The following is a 17,286-nucleotide window of genomic DNA, read 5'->3' as shown; positions in this document are numbered from 1 at the left end:
GACACCCTGCGCATGAGCTTCTGGCGCGCCCCCCGCTGGCTGGCCGGCTCGGTCCGCAACAAGCTGCTGGCGATGGCGCTGCTGCCGCTGTTGCTGGCGTTCCCGATGCTGGTGCTGGCGCTGGCCCTGTGGGGCAACGTGGCCTACGACCGGCTGCTGATCACCAAGGTGCGCAGCGACCTGGCGGTGGCGCACGGTTACTTCGAGCAGGTGCTCAGCGAGGTCGGCTCGGGCACACAGGGCGTGGCCGGCTCACAGGCGCTCTACACCGCGCTGCGGCCCGCGAACCCCACGGACCGGCGCGACGTGAGCGAGCAACTGGCGTTGGCCCGCGAACGGCTCGGGCTGGACTTCCTGCTGCTCTACACGCCACAAGGCCAGCCGCTGGCGCGCGCGGTGCCCGCCGGGCTGAGCAACGCGGATGCGAGCGCGCCGATCCCGCTCATGCCCCCCGCGCTCGGGGGTTCGGTGAGCGACAACGGCCGCTCGGCCGCGCGCGCGCGATTGCTGGTGCTGGAGCCGGAAGAACTGGAGGCCCTGGCGCCGCACCTCTCGCCGCGCCTGCGCATTTCGCTGGTGGCCACGCGCAACGCCGCGCCCGACACGCGCGAGGCCGAGCACCGCGCCATGGTGATGCTGGCCACCCACCCGGTGCGCGACGCGGCGGGCCAGACGATCGCGCTGCTCGCGGGCGGCCTGCTGCTGAACCAGAACCTGGATTTCATCGACCACATCAACCGCATCGTGTACCCCGAAGGCTCCTTGCCGTTCGGCAGCCAGGGCACGGCCACGCTGTTCATGGACGATGTGCGCATCACCACCAACGTGCGCCTGTTCCAGGACCAGCGCGCGATCGGCACACGCGTGTCGCAGACGGTGCGCGACGCGGTGCTGGGCCGGGGCCAGACCTGGCTGGACCGCGCCTTCGTGGTGAACGACTGGTACGTCTCGGCCTACGAGCCCTTGCTGGACGCGCACGACCAGCGCATCGGCATGTTGTACGTGGGGTACCTGGAGGCGCCGTTCCGGCTGGTGCGCTACGCGATGCTGGGGGTGATGGGCCTGATCTTCCTGGGCGTGATGGCGCTCTCGGCCTGGTTCTCGCTGCGCTGGGCGCGCAGCATTTTCCAGCCGGTGCAGCGCATGAACCGCACGATGCAGCTGGTGGAGGAAGGCCAGTCGGGCGCGCGCGTGGGCGAGATTTCGGCGCGCGACGAGCTGGGCGCGTTGGCGGGCCATCTGGACGAGTTGCTGGACGTGATCGACGACAAGACGGCGGCCTTGCAGCGCTGGGGCGAGGAGCTGGACCACAAGGTGGCGGAGCGCACGGCGGAGCTGGAGGCGAGCAACGCGTCGTTGCAACTGGCGCAGCAGCAGTTGGTGAAGAGCGAGAAGCTGGCGGCGATCGGTCAGCTGACGGCGAGCATCGCGCACGAGATCAACAACCCGATCGCGGTGATGCAGGGCAATCTGGATCTGATGCGCGAGACGCTGGGGGCGGCAAGCCGGCCGGTGGTGTCGGAGCTGAAGTTGCTGGACGAGCAGGTGGAGCGCATGCGCATCATCGTGACGCAGTTGTTGCAGTACGCGCGGCCGACGGAGTATGCGGGGTATGTGGAGACGCTGGACATCAACCGGACGATGGAAGACTGTCTGGTGCTGGTGGGGCATCTGTTGGCGCAGACGCACATTCGCGTGGAGCGGGATCTGCAGGCGTCGCGGCGCGCGGGTTGCAATCGGCAGGAGTTGCAGCAGGTGGTGATCAATTTGTTGATCAACGCGATTCAGGCAATGCCGCAGGGTGGGGTGTTGCGGTTGGTGACGCGGGATTGGGTGGATGAGTTGGGGCGTGGGGGTGTGCGCTTGTGGGTGCAGGACAGTGGCCCGGGTCTTTCCGCCGAGGTGCTGGAGCGTTTGTTCCGGCCGTTTTTCACGACGAAGAACGATGGGAATGGGCTGGGGTTGTGGATCAGTCAGGGCTTGGTGGAGCGCTATGGGGGGCACATCACGGCCGAGAACCTCTCTGCTGGTTCCGGTGCTTCTTTTTGCGTGGCTTTGTTGACGGAGCCTCATGCGCCTGAGGCTGCGCCTACCCGGGATGGTCGGCCTGGGGGGCTTTGAGTTTCTTTTTGGGGTTTCGCTCGTCGACCTCGCGTGAGGCCGGTGGCGGGATCCGAATGCTCCGGCCCCATTCGCGGTTGCCACAAAAGCTTGCGCGCCCACCCGGTGTTGACGAAGTGGTGTATGCGGACCCGGGCAGTCGCCCGCGAGCGGCCGGCGCCAGCATGACCGGACCACCCGACCCTGCCAACCCGGCAGAGCGAAACGCCTAGGAGAAACTCAGGCCAACATATCGAAGCCCTGCGCCTCGACATTCACAAAAGCCCGGGTGAACCCAGCCAGAGCCGCATAGAACGAGGCCTTGGGATGCCCGGCAATCGCATCGCACATCTGCAGTACCCACGGCTGCAGATGCGTGGTGAAGAACTTCTGCTGTTGCGTGAGGTTGGCCACCTCCACCTCGTCACCCGCGATCAGATAACGCATCACTTCACAGAGGTAAGCGATGTGGTCCTCCGTCTCCGGCATCGTCTCGTCGCGCGCCAGACCCAGCGCCGCCAGATCGTTGCGCAAGGCCGCCAACGGTTTCTCGTTCAGGAAACCGCTGAGGTAGTGCGAACCGAACACGAACACATCCGGCTTGCCCACACCACCGAACAGCGCGTCGTACTCCGCCGCCACCGCCTCATCGCTCAGCGCACGCGCAGCCGCCACCACCTCGCGCCACGGCTCCTCCAGAAAACCGCCGGCCGCCGGCGCCTCGGTCACCGCCACGCGCAGCTGCGCCATCAGCTCCGCCGGCGGCGGCGCGTAATACAGCGCCGCCAGCAGGCCGTACACCTCGGCACGGGCGGTTTCTTCGTCCAGCGCGGAAGACGACGAGACGGGAATGGCGTTGTTCATGTCAGACATCGTGAATCCGGGTCTCACCCGGGTTGGAATACAGGTCCACCACGCGGCAGTCGCCGCACATCTTCAGGCGCTCCAAGGCCTCGCCCTGGAACATCGCATGGCCCGAGAGCTTGGCCAGCATCACCTCGATGCCCTTGAGCGTGCCAAAAGGCTTGGCACAGCGGATGCAGTGGTACGGCTGAGCCTCGTTGAGCACGCGCAACTGCTTGCGCTGCTCACCCAGCAGGAGACGCGGTTGCAGCGTGATCGCGTCCTCCGGGCAGGTGCTGGCGCACAGGCCGCACTGCACGCAGTTCTTTTCGATGAAGCGCAGCTGCGGGCGCTCGGTGTTGTCCTGCAAGGCGCTGGACGGGCAGGCGCTCACGCAGCTCAGGCACAGGGTGCAGGTGTCCTTGTTGACCTCGATCGAACCCAGCAAGGACGCACCGGGCAGCACGATGGTTTCCACCGGCGCGCGCTGGGCCGCGCTGTCCTGCATCAGGTGGTCGAGCGCGAGTTCCACGGTCGCGCGCTTTTCGGCCTGGATGGCGAAGGTTCCGCGGCGCTTCACGGTCTGTGCCGGTGCGTCGCCGAGCTCGGCGTCCAGCGCCTTCACGTCCTTCGCTTCGATCAGGCGGAAATGACGGCCGCCATAGCCCAGGCCGCTCACGATGGCCTGCGCCACGTCCATCTGCGCGCGCACCGCGTCGCGGTACTGCGGCGCTTCGTCGCCGGTCATCAGCACCCAGACCTGCGAGGCGCCATAGGCGAAGGCGGAGAGCCACACGTCCAGCCCGATGGAGGCGGTGTGCCACAGCGGCACCGGGATCACGCGCGCGGGCACACCGCGCGCGGGCACACCGCGCACGGCCTTCTTGTCCAGCGAGGCCGCGCGCCCGAGTTCACCGATGAGCGCGCCGCCCGCTTCCTCGCTGTGCAGCAGCACGGCAGCGTCTTTGCCGCCGGCCTTGGCGTAGGTGGCCAGCAGGGTGCGCAGCTTCACGCCCTGCTCGCTCGCTCGCGGGTAGGCGTACGACAGCGCGCCAGTGGGGCACACCGTGGTGCAGGCGCCGCAGCCCACGCAGAGGTTGGGGTTGACGACGATCTGGTTGCGCTTGATCTCGCTGCGGATCGCCAGCGCCGAGCAGATCTCCACGCAGGCGTTGCAGCCCACGGTCTCGTTGCGGCCGTGCGCGCACAGCTTCTGCTTGTAGGTGAAGAACTTGGGTTTCTCGAACTCGCCGACCAGGTCGCGCAGTTGCACGACGGTGGCCATGGCGGCCTCGGCCTGCAGGCCGCCGCGCAGGTGGAAGTAGCCCTGCGGGTGCGCGTGCTGGGTGAAGGCGGGAGCGTCGCGCAGGTCGAGCACGATGTCGAAGCGCTCGCTGTGGGTCTGCGGCTCGCGCTGGAAGTTGATCGCACCCACGGCCTCGCAGGCCTTCACGCAGGCGCGGTGGTCCTGGCACTTGGCCAGGTCGATCTGGTAGTCCAGGCCGATGGCGCCTTCCGGGCAGGCCGCCACGCAGGCGTTGCAACGCGTGCAGAGGTCGAGGTCGATCGGGTTGTCGCTGCGCCATTGCACGTCGAACGCGCCCAGCCAGCCTTGTACCTGCTCCAGCGCGCCCGCGATCACGGGGTAACGCCGCGCCTGCATGCCCTGCCCGCCCGTGGCCAGGAGGCTGACCTCGAGCACGTCGCCCACCAAGCCGGCGATGCGCTCGCTCTCGTCCAGCGCGCCGATGATCAGCAGGCGCCCCGCGCTGTGGTAGGTGACGGTGGGCACCGGCTCGGGATCGGGCAGGCGCGCCGCCGCCAGCAGCGCGGCCATCTTCGGCATGGCCTGCGCGCCTTCGCGGCCCCAGCCGCCGGTCTCGCGGATGTTCACGAAATGGATCGGCCGCACGTCCAGCGGCACCGCGCCCTCGGTCTGTTCCGAGAGTTCGGTGAAGAGCCGGCTTTCCTGCGTGCAGGCCACCACGAGCTCATCCTTGCTGCGGCAGGCCTTCTGGAAAGCGGGCGCGTCGCGGCGGCACAGCGTGGTGTGCAGGCTCAGGTCTTCATCCAGCGCGTCGCCCAGAACCTGGGGGTTCAGGGACATCGTCTGGTTGCAATTGCAGATCAGCGTGGTCATCGTGGGGTGCCGCGTCGTGGGCGGCAGCAGTGGGCTCGCGGGGGTCGGCGGCGACAGGGGCGTCGTCGACGGCGTCGTTGGCTTCGGCCTGTTCGGCGGCCGTTGTGTCGGGTGGTGTATCGGTGGCCGGTGTGGCGGTGGCGGCGGCGGGCTTGGGCTCGTTGGGGTCGTCCACCAGCTTGAGGAACTGCGCGCCCACCATCTTGGCCATCTCGGCGGCCGTGATGGGGCTGGGCTGGGAGTAGTCGTCGATGTAGATGTCCAGCCCGTCCATCACGTTGTAGTGCGGGTCGGTAAACAGCTTCTTCACGGCGGCGTTGCGCACGTCGGCAGGCACGTCGCGCGCGACGAAGGCCGAGTAGTCCGATTCGGGCGTGAGGCGGGCCACGTCGTCCAGCGTGAGCGCGGGTGGCGGCTCGGCAGGTGTTTCGGCGGGCGCGGTCACCAGCTCAGGCATCGGCGGCGCCACCACCGCGGCCGCGGCCGCGACCGGGGCCACGGGTGGGGCGGGCGGCTCGGGCGGCAGGGGCTCGCCACTGCGCACCTGCACCTTGCGGCGCGACCAGCGCGAGAAGAAATTGCTGCTGTCGTCTTCGGCGGCCATGCTCACTCTCCGGGCGGCCCACCGCCACGCAGCTTGCTGGTGCTGATGCGTACGGGTTGGCCGAAGCGGTCGGTCAGCGGCTTGAAGCTGTCGGGCCGCTTGCGGCGCTTGGGTTCGGGCTGGTAGGTGGTGTCCACAAAAGCGCGCAGCCAGCCCACCACCTCGTCGGGCGCGGCGACCTGGTCCACGCGCTCCTGCGCGTCGAGCCAGCGGCCGGCATCGTGGTAACTCAGCGTGACGATCTGCGGCACCGCCATGGGCTCGCCGTCGAGCAGGCGCGCTTCGTCAGCGCGCCAGAACACCCAGAAGCAGGGGTTCGGGCTGTTGAGGTTGAGGAAGTAACCCTCGGCGTCGTCGCGGAACAGTTCGACACGAAAACGCGGGAACAGCCAGTGCGTGGCCTGCGCGTCGACGCCCTGGGTGTTCACGGGCTCGACCGCCTGCGGTTCGTGGCTCTCGTGCTCGGGTGCCGGGCCGGTCTCGTCGGGATCGCTGCGCACCATCACGTCGGCCAGCACCCAGCGCCAGGCCTGCCAGCGGCTCATGGGCCCACTCACCGGCTCGCGCCGCATCACCACATCGACCTCGATGGCGGGTCGGCTGCGGGTGGGGGACGACATATGTTCGATCTGCATACGGAGACCGACTGTAAGCCATACCCCTGGGAGAAGTACCCCTTCGGGCGTTTCTCCCCGCCCCACGGTGTGACATGCGCGGGGAAACCCTGAGTGCAACGCCAGCCCGAAGGTCGGTGGTGACCGGGTGGCCCGCCGCAGCGAAGTCAAGGGGGAGGCGGCACCAGCCGCCGGAGGACATTCGCGGAGGCGGGCCACCCGGTCGCCACCGACCGCCGCCACGCCAACGCGAAACGCAACTCAGTACGTCTCGAGGTGCAGGCGTCCTTCGCGCTTCAACGCGCCGCCGATCGTTTCCCAATTCAGGCCAGCGCCCTGCGCCACATCGCGCAACGCGAGCACCACGCCCTCTTCCATGCTCTTGAGGCCGCACACATAGAAATACGTGTTCGGGTCCTGCAGCAGCACGGCCAGGTCGGCCGCGCGCTCGCGCATCACGTCCTGCACGTAGCGCTTGGGCTGACCGGGCGTGCGGCTGAACGCGAAGTTGGTGTCGATGAAATCCTTGGGCAGGCTCTGCAGCGGGCCGAAGTACGGCAGCTCTTCCTGCGTGCGCGCGCCGAAGAACAGCAGCAGCTTGCCGCCTTCGAACTTGCCCGAGGCGCGCAGGCGCCGGCGCCACTCGGTCATGGCGCGCATGGGCGCACTGCCGGTGCCGGTGCAGATCATCACGATGTTCGAGCGCGGGTGGTTGGGCATGAGGAAGCTGGTGCCGAACGGCCCGATCACCTCCACCTTGTCGCCCACCTTGAGATCGCACATGTAATTGCTCGCCACGCCACGCACCGGTTCGCCGTCGTGGTCTTCGAGCACGCGCTTGATGGTGAGCGACAGGTTGTTGTACCCCGGGCGCTCGCCGTTGCGCGGGCTGGCGATGGAGTACTGGCGCGCGTGGTGACGGCGGCCGATGTCGTCCACGCCCGGCGGCACGACGCCGATGCTCTGGCCTTCCAGCACCGGGAAGGGCATGGCGCCGAAATCGAGCACGATGTGGTGGGTGTCGTAGTCGCTGCCGGCGGTCTTGCCGACTTCGGTCACGCGCACATTGCCCACCACGGTGGCGGTCACGGTCTTCTGCGTGGCCTTGGGACCGTAGAGGTTGCTGTAGGCGTGCGCGGCCGACCAGGGCGGCAGCGTCGCGCCGAAGGCCGACGAGTTGAAGGCCTCCTCACCGCTGGGGTCTTTCGCCACCGCGGGCGCGGCGGCGGGCGGCGCGGCCACGGACACGTCGGCATCGGCATCGGCCAGGCCTTCGAGCTCTTCGGGCGGCAGCTCGGCCGGCAGCGATTCCCAGGTGAGCTGCTCGGCGGTCGTGTAGGCCCGCACGCGCGGCATCATGCGCCAGTTGTCGATCGAGCCCGTGGGGCACGGCGAGATGCAGTCCATGCACAGGTTGCACTTGGACGCGTCGACCACGTAGTTGAGGTTGTCGTGCGTGATCGCCTGCACCGGGCAGATCGCTTCGCAGGTGTTGCAGCGGATGCAGATCTCGGGGTCGATCAGGTGCTGCTTGATGACAGCGGCTTCGGCAACAGCGTTCATGATGGTGTCTCCATGCGGTCGAGACAGTGTAGGAGAGAGGGGCGCGCCGCGGGGTGCGGCGCGCAGAGGTTCAACCAAACCGGACGTATTCGAAATCCACCGGCTGGCGGTTGATGCCCATCACGGGCGGCGCGATCCAGCCGGCGAACTTGCCGGGGTCGACCACGCGGCCCATGAGCGAGGCGACGAAAGCGAAGTCTTCCGGCGTCGGCAGCCATTCGCTCTTCTTCGCGGCCCACTCGGCCTCGCTCACCACGCGGCCTTCGGGCGACATCTTGATGCCCGCGAGCGCGCCGATCTGGCGGTTGAAGGCCTTGTGCGGCACGGTCAGGCGCGTGGGGATACCGGCTTTTTCCAGCACCTTGTTCCAGCGGTTCACGCCAGCCACGGAGTCGGCGATGAAGTCGTCGCGCAGCACTTCGTTGAGCGCGTTGAGCATGGGCACGTCCTTCTCGACGAGCTGGCCGTCCTTCACTTCGAGCACCTTGTAGGTCTGGCCCTTGAGCACGTGGTCGTCGGTGCGCTTGCCTTCTTCGTAGCGGCCCTTGAGGCCCGAGCTGTAGAAGATGGCGGCGTTGCTCGACTGGTCGGCGCCGAACAGGTCGATGGTGACGCTGTAGTGGAAGTTCAGGTAACGCTGGATGGTGCCCAGGTCGATGGCGCCGGCGGCACGCACCTTCTGCGCGTCGTCGGTCTTGAGCTCGTTCATCACCTGCGCGGTGCGCGTGAGCACGCGCGAAACGCCGCTCTCGCCCACGAACATGTGGTGGGCTTCTTCGGTCAGCATGAACTTGGTCGTGCGGGCCAGCGGGTCGAACGCGGATTCGGCCAGGGCCGACAGCTGGAACTTGCCGTCGCGGTCGGTGAAGTAGGTGAACATGAAGAAGGCCAGCCAGTCGGGCGTCTTCTCGTTGAACGCGCCCAGGATGCGCGGGTTGTCCTGGCTGCCCGAGGTGCGCTGCAGCAGCGCCTCGGCCTCTTCGCGGCCGTCGCGGCCGAAGTGCTTGTGCAGCAGGTAGACCATGGCCCACAGGTGGCGGCCCTCTTCCACGTTGATCTGGAACAGGTTGCGCAGGTCGTACATGCTGGGCGCGGTCAGGCCCAGGTGGCGCTGCTGCTCGACCGACGCGGGCTCGGTGTCGCCTTGCGTGACGATGATGCGGCGCAGGTTGGCGCGGTGTTCGCCGGGCACGTCCTGCCAGGCCTTTTCACCCAGGTGGTCACCGAAGTGCACCTTGCGCTCGGCGTCGCCCGGGTTCAGGAAGATGCCCCAACGGTAGTCGCGCATCTTCACGTGGCCGAACTGGGCCCAGCCTTGCGGGTCCACGCTGACCGCGGTGCGCAGGTAGACCTCGTGGTTGGTCGAACCCTCGGGGCCCACGTCGTCCCACCAGTTGATGAAGTTGGGCTGCCAGCCTTCGAGCGCGCGCTGCAGCGTTCGGTCTTCGCTGAGGTTGACGTTGTTGGGGATCTTCTCGCTGTAGTTGATCGAGCTCATGTCGTGCTTCCTCGGGTTCGGTGGCTGGAATGAAATCAGACGCGGTTGAAGTCGAAGGCGGCCTTGTCGCCCTTGCCGTAGACCTTGAGTGCGCCCTTTTCGCCGACGGCGTTGGGGCGGATGAAGATCCAGTTCTGCCAGGCGGTGAGGCGGCCGAAGATGCGGGTGGCCATGTTTTCCTTCTGCGCGAAACGCAGGTTGGCTTCCAGGCCGGTGAGCGCGTCGGGCGACATGGAGGCGCGCTCTTCGAGCGCCATGCGCACTTCGTCGGCCCAGTCGATGTCGTCGGGCGCGGCCGTCACCAGGCCCAGGGCCAGCGCGGCGTCGGCGTCCAGCGCCTGGCCGATGGCACCGCGCGCGGCTTCCATCGGGGCCGTTTCTTCGTAGAAGCGGCGCTGCAGGCGCGACTGCTCGTTGACCATGGGCAGGAAGCCGAAGTTGAACTCGCCCAGCTGCAGCTTGGGCGCGGCATCGGCGTCGTCGGGCAGGGCCAGCATGTAGGCGCGGTCGGCGCAGAAGGCCAGCTCGGCCAACGAGCCGGCGAAGCAGGAGCCGGACTCGATCAGCGCGAACAGGCTGCGCGAGGACACGTCCAGGCGGGCGAAGGTGCGGCGCATCAGGCCCAGGGTCTCGCGCACCAGCCAGTGGTCCTTGTTCGCGAGCATCAGCGCGTCGCTGGCGAGCACGGCGGCGGCGTCGCCTTCGGTCTTGAGCAGCCAGGTGCCGATGTCGAGTTCGTTGGTGCGCAGGCAGAGGATGGCGTCGTCGAGCTCGCGCGCCATCTGCAGCGGCCACCAGGCGGCGCCCGCGGCCTCGATGCCGGCGATGTCTTTCGGCTGCGCGCCGGTGGGCGCCTTCACGGTGAGGGTGACGTTGCGCTTGGCGCGGTCGATCGCCACGTTCACATATTGGTAGCTGATGCCGTCGGCGCTGTCGGTGCGCTCGACGCGGGTCAGGGCCACGCCCTTGCCGGCGGCCGGGCGGTCGCTCTTGGCGGCCAGCGCGGCGGCGCGCTCTTTCACGTGGGCGGCGAACTGCTGCGGCTTGGCAATGGAATCGACCAGGCGCCAGTCCACGGCCTTCTGGCCGCGCACGCCTTCGCTGGTGGTGCAGAAGATGTCGGCCAGGTCGTGGCGCACGTGGCGCTTGTCGGTCACGCGGGTCAGGCCGCCGGTGCCGGGCAGCACGCCGAGCAGCGGCACTTCGGGCAGGGACACGGCGGAGGAGCGGTCGTCCACCAGCACGATCTCGTCGCAGGCCAGGGCCAGCTCGTAGCCACCGCCGGCGCAGGCGCCGTTGAGCGCGGCGACGAACTTCAGGCCGCTGTATTGGGAGGAGTCTTCGATGCCGTTGCGGGTTTCGTTGGTGAACTTGCAGAAGTTCACCTTCCAGGCGTGGCTGGAGAGGCCGAGCATGAAGATGTTGGCGCCGGAGCAGAACACGCGGTCCTTGCCGCTGGTGACGACCACGGTGCGCACTTCAGGGTGTTCGAAGCGCACGCGGTTGAGCGCGTCGTGCAGCTCGATGTCCACGCCCAGGTCGTAGCTGTTGAGCTTGAGCTTGTAGCCGGGGCGGATGCCGGCGTCTTCGTTGATGTCGACGGCCAGGGTGGCGACATCGCCTTCAAACGACAGCTTCCAGTGGCGGTACTGGCTGGGGTCGGTGCGGTAGTCGACGGCGGGGGGCGTGGCGGTGGCGCTCATGGGGTGTCTCCGGGCAGGTGTCTGAGGTCGATGGCGGTCCGCAGGGGACTGCGGCGGGATCAGGCCCGAAGACCTGCACTCAAACGCCGGTCCGAACCTGGTGATGTGAATAATAATTCACAAAGTCAAAAACGTCAATGCACTTTCATGCATGTTTTTCTTCAAGCCCGATCGCCTCGCGCACCTGGGCCCGCAGCGCGTGGAAAGCGTCTTCCAGGTTGTAGGCGCTGGTGTCGAAGGCCATGTCGGCCTTGGAATAGAAGGCCGAACGCCCGGCCAGGATGCGCTTGAGGTCTTCCATGGCCTCGCGGCTCGCGGCCATGGGCCGCAGGTCGCCCTGGGCCGCCACGCGGCCCATGTGGTCGGCCGGGTCGGCCTGCAGCCAGACCGTGGTGCAGTGGGACAGCAGCAGGTTGAAGTTGGCCGCGTCGGACACCAGGCCACCGGGGGTAGCGATCACCACCTCGGGGTAGATCTGGATCGCCTCTTCCAGCGCGCGGCGCTCGTAGCGGCGGTAGGCCGGCGTGCCGTAGAGGGAGTGGATCTCGTTGATGCTGCAGCCGGCGAATTTCTCGATTTCGCGGCTGAGCTCGATGAAGGCAAAACCCAGGTCGTCGGCCAGCCGCTGGCCCAGGGTGGACTTGCCCGCCCCGCGCAGGCCGATGAGGGCGATGCGCGCCTTGCGCCCGGGGTCGCCGCCACTGGCCGCGCCGCCGCCCAGCAGGCTGCCGATGGCAATGCGGGCCCGGCGCAGGTCGGCTTCGTTGCGTTTTTCCAGCAGCTCACGGATCAGCAACCATTCCGGTGAGCTTGTGCTCACATCACCCAGCAGCTCGGCCAACGAGCATTGCAGCGCCTGTGCCACCTGCAGCAGCACGAGGATGGACGCGTTGCCGGTGCCGTACTCGAGGTTGGCAAGGTGCCGCTCGGACACATCGGCCGCGATCGCCACCGCCTTGCGCGTCATGCCCCGGCGCGAGCGCAGAGTGCGCACGCGCTCGCCCAGCGCCACCAGAAACGGGTGGCGCTCTTCTTCGGCGCCGGGCTGCTTGGCCTCGCTGGCGGCCATCACGCCGGTCGCGTCGATGTCCATGGTGGGCTGACCTTTCTGTGGATCGGTTGGGCGGGAAAAACCCTTTGAGGGCTTGCCATTCGGCAAAACATGCACTTTAATGCACAATCCGCAAAACGCAAGATAGTGCATTTATAGCGCCATTCTCCCCCCGCGGCCAGTGCCCCGGGGTCCGCCATCACCCACCGAGACAACCACCATGACCCCCTCTTCCCTGCTCCCCAACTTCCTCGGCGGCCAATGGCAGACCGGCACCGGCGCGGGCACGCCTTTGTTCGACCCGGTGCTGGGCACCGAACTCGCCCGTGTGAGCAGCGCCGGGCTGGACCTCGCCGCCGGTTTCCGGTTCGCCCGCGAACAGGGCGGCCAGGCCTTGCGCACCCTGAGCTACGGGGAACGCGCCGGGCTGCTGGCGGCCATCGTCAAGGTGCTGCAAGCCAACCGCGACGCCTACGACGAGATCGCCACCGCCAACTCGGGCACCACCACCAAGGACTCGGCGGTGGACATCGACGGCGGCATCTTCACGCTGGGCTACTACGCCAAGCAGGGCGAGGCCCTGGGCGGCGCGCGCGCGCTGCTCGACGGCGAGCGCATCCGCATGGGCAAGGACCCGGTGTTCCAGACCCAGCACGTGCTGCAGCCCACGCAGGGCGTGGCGCTGTTCATCAACGCCTTCAACTTCCCGAGCTGGGGCCTGTGGGAAAAGGCCGCGCCCGCCCTGCTCTCGGGCGTGCCGGTGATCATCAAGCCCGCCACGGCCACCGCGTGGTTGACCCAGCGCATGGTCAAGGACGTGATCGACTCGAACATCCTGCCGCCGGGCGCGCTCTCGGTGGTCTGCGGCTCCTCCGCCGGCCTCATGGACCAGCTGCAGCCCTTCGACGTGGTCTCGTTCACCGGCTCGGCCGACACGGCGCGCATCATCCGCAGCCACCCGGCCGTGGCCGAGCGCTCGGTGCGTTGCAACATCGAGGCCGACAGCCTCAACAGCGCCCTGCTCGACCCGGCCGCCACGGCCGACAGCGAGGCCTTCAACCTGCTGGTGAGCGAGGTGGTGCGCGAGATGACGGTGAAGGCCGGCCAGAAGTGCACCGCGATCCGCCGCGTGTTCGTGCCGCGCGCGCTGTACGACGCGGCCGCCCAGGCCATCGGCGCCAAGCTCGCCAAGACCAGCGTGGGCAACCCGCGCAACGAGGGCGTGCGCATGGGTTCGCTGGTGAGCCAGGAGCAGAAGGCCAGCGTGCTCGAAGGCATCGCCAGACTGTGCACCGAAGCCGAGGTGTTGTTCGACGGCAGCGGCGCTGCCCTGGTGGACGCCGACGCGGCCGTGGCGGCCTGCGTGGCGCCCACGCTGCTCGGCTCGCGCGAACCCGCGAAGGCGAAGGTGCTGCACGAGGTCGAGGTGTTCGGCCCGGTGGCCACGCTGATGGCCTACGACGGCATCGAACAGGCCTACGAACTCATTCGCCGCGGCGAGGGATCGCTGGTGTGTTCGGTCTACAGCGCCGACCCGGCCTTCACCGCCAGCGCCGCGCTGGAGCTGGGCTCGGCCCACGGCCGCGTGCACGCCATCTCGCCCGACGTGGCGGCCAGCCAGACCGGCCACGGCAACGTGATGCCCATGTCGCTGCACGGCGGCCCGGGCCGCGCCGGTGGCGGTGAAGAACTCGGCGGCCTGCGCGCGCTCGGCTTCTACCACCGCCGCAGCGCGGTGCAGGCCAGCAGCGCCGCGCTGGACGCCCTGGCCGCCTCGGCGGTAGCCTTGAAGTATTGAGCCCGAACCCCGCGAACCGCAGAGGAGACAACCCCATGGACACCACCGTCGCGCCGCCCCCCGAGCGCTTCAACTTCGCGCGCCACCTGCTGGACCTCAACAGCGGCCGCGCGGCCAAGACCGCCCTGATCGACGACCAGGGCCAGCTGAGCTACGGCGAGCTCGCCGACCAGGTGCGGCGGTTTTCCGCCGCGCTCAGCGCCTTGGGCCTGCGCCGCGAAGAGCGCGTGCTGCTGCTCATGCACGACAGCAGCGACTGGGTGGTGGCCTTCCTCGGCGCGCTGCATGCGGGCGTGGTGCCGGTGGCGGTGAACACCCTCCTGACCGCGCAGGACTACGCGTACATGATGGCCAACAGCCGCGCCCAGGCCGCGCTGGTGTCGGCCGCGCTGCTGCCCACGCTGCAGACCGCGCTGGACCACCTGAGTGCCCAGGGCGGCCACGAGGTGAAACACGTCATCGCCTCGCGCGCCACGGGCGCCCTGCCCGAGGGCGTGCACCACTTCACCACCTTGGTGGGCAGCCACGCACCGGCGGCGCAGGCCGCCGACACGCACGGCGACGAGCCCGCGTTCTGGCTGTATTCCTCGGGCTCCACCGGTGCGCCCAAGGGCACGGTGCACACCCAGGCCAACCTGTACTGGACCGCCGAGCTGTACGGCAAGGGTGTGCTGGCGCTGCGCGAGAACGACGTGGTGTTCTCCGCCGCCAAGCTGTTCTTCGCCTACGGCCTGGGCAACGCGCTGAGCTTCCCGCTCACCGTGGGCGCCAGCGTGGTGCTGATGGCCGAGCGCCCGACGCCGCAGGCCTGCTTCAAGCGCTTCAAGGACCAGCAGCCCACGGTGTTCTACGGCGCGCCCACCGGCTACGGCGGCATGCTCGCCGCTGCCGACCTGCCGAAGAAGAGCGAGGTGGCCCTGCGCCTGTGCTCCTCGGCCGGCGAGGCCCTGCCGCAGGACATCGGCCAGCGCTGGACGAACCACTTCGGCGTCGAGATCATCGACGGCATCGGCTCCACCGAGATGCTGCACGTGTTCCTCTCCAACCGCCCCGGCGACGTGCGCTACGGCACCACCGGCAAACCCGTGCCGGGCTACCAAATCGAACTGCGTGGCGAGGACGGCCAGCCCGTGGCCGACGGCGAGATCGGCGACCTCTACATCAAGGGCCCGAGCGCCGCGCTGATGTACTGGAACAACCGCGGCAAAAGCCGCGACACCTTCCAGGGCGGCTGGACCAAGGCCGGCGACAAGTACACGCGCGACGTGGACGGCTACTGCACCTACGCGGGCCGCAACGACGACATGCTCAAGGTCAGCGGCATCTACGTGAGCCCGTTCGAGGTGGAGGCCACGCTGGTGCAGCACCCCGCCGTGCTCGAAGCCGCCGTGATCGGCAAGACCGACGCCGACGGCCTGACCAAGACCAAGGCCTTCGTGGTGCTCAAGGCCGGCGCTCAGGCCACCGAAGCCGAACTGCAGGCCTTCGTGAAGGAAAAGCTCGCGCCCTACAAGTACCCGCGCTTCATCGAGTTCCTGCCGGAACTGCCGAAGACGGCCACGGGCAAGATCCAGCGCTTCCGGTTGCGGGAGCGGGAGACGGGGACCTGACGACCTGGTCAAGCAGGCCGGCCGACAGGGGCGTACAATAATGCGTACCTGTACAAGAAGGAGTACGCATGAACACCATCAGCTACAGCGCCGCCCGAGCCAACCTGGCCACCACCATGGACCAGGTGTGCGAGGACCATGAGCCCATGATCATCACCCGGGGCGGAGAACGCTCGGTGGTGATGCTCTCGCTGGAAGACTACAAGGCGCTGGAAGAAACCGCCTACCTGCTGCGCAACCCCACCAACGCACGGCGCCTGCTGTCGTCGGTATCCCAGCTGGCCGCCGGGAAGGGAAGCGAGCGGGGGCTGGCCGAGTGAAGCGGGTGTTCTCGGACGAAGCCTGGGAAGACTACCTGTACTGGCAAAAGCAAGACCGCAAAATGGTCGAGCGCATCAACAAGCTGATCCGCGAGGTGATGCGAGAGCCTTTTGCCGGCGTGGGCAAGCCCGAACCGCTCAAGCACGCGCTGTCGGGTTTCTGGTCCCGGCGCATCACGGACGAGCACCGCATGGTGTACCGCATCGAAGGCGATGCGCTGCAACTGGCCCAGTTGCGGTACCACTACTGACGGCAGGAAGGCCTCAGGTGTCCTTCGAAATCTTGATCGAAGGGAACTTGCTGGAGAAGTCCTTGGACTTGGCCGCGATCTTGATCGCCACCTGCCGCGCCACACCCTTGTAGAGGCTGGCGATCTCGCCCTCGGGGTCGGCCACCACCGTGGGCATGCCGCTGTCGGCCTGCACACGGATGCTCATGTTCAGCGGCAGCGCGCCCAGGTAGTCCATGCCGTATTCGGCCGCCATCTTCTTGCCGCCGTCGGCGCCGAAGATGTGCTCCACGTGGCCGCACTTCTCGCACACGTGCACCGCCATGTTCTCCACGATGCCCAGGATGGGCACGCCCACCTTCTCGAACATCTTGATGCCCTTGCGCGCGTCGAGCAGCGCGATGTCCTGCGGCGTGGTCACGATCACGGCGCCGGTGAGCGGCACGCGCTGGCTCAACGTGAGCTGGATGTCGCCGGTGCCCGGCGGCATGTCGACGATGAGGTAGTCGAGGTCGCTCCAGTTGGTCTGGCGCAGCAGCTGTTCCAGCGCCTGCGTGGCCATGGGGCCGCGCCAGATCATGGCTTCGTCGCGGTCGATCAGGAAGCCGATGGAGATCACCTGCACGCCGTAGTTTTCCAGCGGGTCCATGGTCTTGCCGTCCGAACTCTCGGGCCGGCCTTCCACGCCCATCATCATGGGCTGGCTGGGGCCGTAGATGTCGGCGTCCAGGATGCCGACCTTCGCGCCCTCGGCGGCCAGCGCCAGCGCGAGGTTGACGGCGGTGGTGCTCTTGCCCACGCCGCCCTTGCCCGAGGCCACGGCGATGATGTTCTTCACGTTGGGCATGAGCTGCACACCGCGCTGCACGGCGTGCGCGACGATCCTGGTGCCCATGTTGACCGAGACGTTGTCCACGCCGGGCACGCTCTTGGCCGCCGCGATCAGCGCGCGGCGCAGCGACGGCAGCTGGCTCTTGGCCGGGTAGCCCATTTCCACCTCGAACGAGACATCGCCCTCGGCCACCTGCAGGTTCTTCACCGCCTTCGTGGAGACAAAATCCTTGCCGGTGTTCGGATCGACAACGGCTTGCAGCGCGGTCAGCAGTGCCTGGGAATCAACGGCCATGGGAAACGGTCTCCTGAGAGGGGGTGGGGTATCGGTGTTGTGAGGGGTGCGGGAGCGTGGGGAAGTCTAACGTGACCCCCGGGTCA

14 protein-coding genes are annotated in these 17,286 nt (G+C 68.0%); 5 read left to right on the top strand and 9 right to left on the bottom strand.

Annotated elements, in window-relative coordinates:
• Positions 1-12 precede the first annotated feature (12 nt).
• Entirely contained in the window at positions 13-2,121 is a 2,109-nt protein-coding gene (locus tag AC1Q9M_RS07010; protein WP_444688403.1) for a sensor histidine kinase, read from the top strand.
• A 219-nt stretch (positions 2,122-2,340) separates the two neighbouring features.
• Here AC1Q9M_RS07010 and AC1Q9M_RS07005 read toward each other — a convergent pair whose 3' ends face one another.
• From AC1Q9M_RS07005 to AC1Q9M_RS06970, 8 genes are all read right to left on the bottom strand, one after another.
• Positions 2,341-2,964 carry a TorD/DmsD family molecular chaperone gene (locus AC1Q9M_RS07005; protein ID WP_382327281.1) on the bottom strand — a complete coding sequence of 208 codons (624 nt, stop codon included), beginning with the start codon at positions 2,962-2,964 and terminating at the stop codon, positions 2,341-2,343.
• 1 nt (position 2,965) lies between these two features.
• The gene (locus tag AC1Q9M_RS07000; protein WP_492433038.1) at positions 2,966-5,050 is read right to left on the bottom strand and encodes a 4Fe-4S binding protein; all 2,085 of its coding nucleotides are present in this window, start codon (positions 5,048-5,050) and stop codon (positions 2,966-2,968) included.
• Positions 5,010-5,687, bottom strand: a complete 678-nt coding sequence (locus AC1Q9M_RS06995; protein WP_382323421.1) for a DUF3306 domain-containing protein — start codon at positions 5,685-5,687, stop codon at positions 5,010-5,012. Before AC1Q9M_RS06995 ends, AC1Q9M_RS07000 begins: the two co-directional genes overlap by 41 nt.
• 2 nt (positions 5,688-5,689) lie before the next feature.
• Positions 5,690-6,307, bottom strand: coding sequence for a DUF3305 domain-containing protein (locus tag AC1Q9M_RS06990; protein ID WP_382323420.1), 618 nt, complete (start codon positions 6,305-6,307; stop codon positions 5,690-5,692).
• A 255-nt stretch (positions 6,308-6,562) separates the two neighbouring features.
• The gene (gene boxA / locus AC1Q9M_RS06985) at positions 6,563-7,864 is read right to left on the bottom strand and encodes a benzoyl-CoA 2,3-epoxidase subunit BoxA (RefSeq protein ID WP_382323419.1); all 1,302 of its coding nucleotides are present in this window, start codon (positions 7,862-7,864) and stop codon (positions 6,563-6,565) included.
• A gap of 70 nt (positions 7,865-7,934) precedes the next feature.
• A complete protein-coding gene (gene boxB, locus AC1Q9M_RS06980; RefSeq protein WP_382323418.1) occupies positions 7,935-9,362 on the bottom strand; it encodes a benzoyl-CoA 2,3-epoxidase subunit BoxB in 1,428 nt (475 codons plus the stop codon).
• A 35-nt stretch (positions 9,363-9,397) separates the two neighbouring features.
• Complete coding sequence (gene boxC / locus AC1Q9M_RS06975) at positions 9,398-11,065, bottom strand: 2,3-epoxybenzoyl-CoA dihydrolase (protein WP_444688405.1); 1,668 nt, start codon at positions 11,063-11,065, stop codon at positions 9,398-9,400.
• A 145-nt stretch (positions 11,066-11,210) separates the two neighbouring features.
• Positions 11,211-12,158 carry a helix-turn-helix transcriptional regulator gene (locus AC1Q9M_RS06970; protein WP_382323417.1) on the bottom strand — a complete coding sequence of 316 codons (948 nt, stop codon included), beginning with the start codon at positions 12,156-12,158 and terminating at the stop codon, positions 11,211-11,213.
• A gap of 178 nt (positions 12,159-12,336) precedes the next feature.
• On the opposite strand from AC1Q9M_RS06970, the gene AC1Q9M_RS06965 reads away from it, so the two are divergent.
• The 4 genes from AC1Q9M_RS06965 to AC1Q9M_RS06950 all read left to right on the top strand — a co-directional run bounded on the left by AC1Q9M_RS06965 (position 12,337) and on the right by AC1Q9M_RS06950 (position 16,095).
• A complete protein-coding gene (locus AC1Q9M_RS06965; RefSeq protein ID WP_492433034.1) occupies positions 12,337-13,914 on the top strand; it encodes a 3,4-dehydroadipyl-CoA semialdehyde dehydrogenase in 1,578 nt (525 codons plus the stop codon).
• A gap of 35 nt (positions 13,915-13,949) precedes the next feature.
• Positions 13,950-15,524, top strand: coding sequence for a benzoate-CoA ligase family protein (locus AC1Q9M_RS06960; protein WP_382323415.1), 1,575 nt, complete (start codon positions 13,950-13,952; stop codon positions 15,522-15,524).
• Between the two features lie 68 nt (positions 15,525-15,592).
• Positions 15,593-15,844 carry a type II toxin-antitoxin system Phd/YefM family antitoxin gene (locus tag AC1Q9M_RS06955; RefSeq protein WP_382323414.1) on the top strand — a complete coding sequence of 84 codons (252 nt, stop codon included), beginning with the start codon at positions 15,593-15,595 and terminating at the stop codon, positions 15,842-15,844.
• The gene (locus AC1Q9M_RS06950; protein ID WP_382323413.1) at positions 15,841-16,095 is read left to right on the top strand and encodes a Txe/YoeB family addiction module toxin; all 255 of its coding nucleotides are present in this window, start codon (positions 15,841-15,843) and stop codon (positions 16,093-16,095) included. Before AC1Q9M_RS06955 ends, AC1Q9M_RS06950 begins: the two co-directional genes overlap by 4 nt.
• Before the next feature lie 13 nt (positions 16,096-16,108).
• Here the strand turns inward: AC1Q9M_RS06950 and apbC are convergent, their stop codons facing one another.
• Positions 16,109-17,200, bottom strand: coding sequence for an iron-sulfur cluster carrier protein ApbC (gene apbC, locus AC1Q9M_RS06945; protein WP_492433031.1), 1,092 nt, complete (start codon positions 17,198-17,200; stop codon positions 16,109-16,111).
• Positions 17,201-17,286 lie beyond the last annotated feature (86 nt).

This window comes from Hydrogenophaga sp. GW823-FHT04C09, from assembly GCF_058796355.1.
Note: the sequence above shows the minus strand (reverse complement) of the source record. Positions and strands in the feature narration are given on the sequence as shown.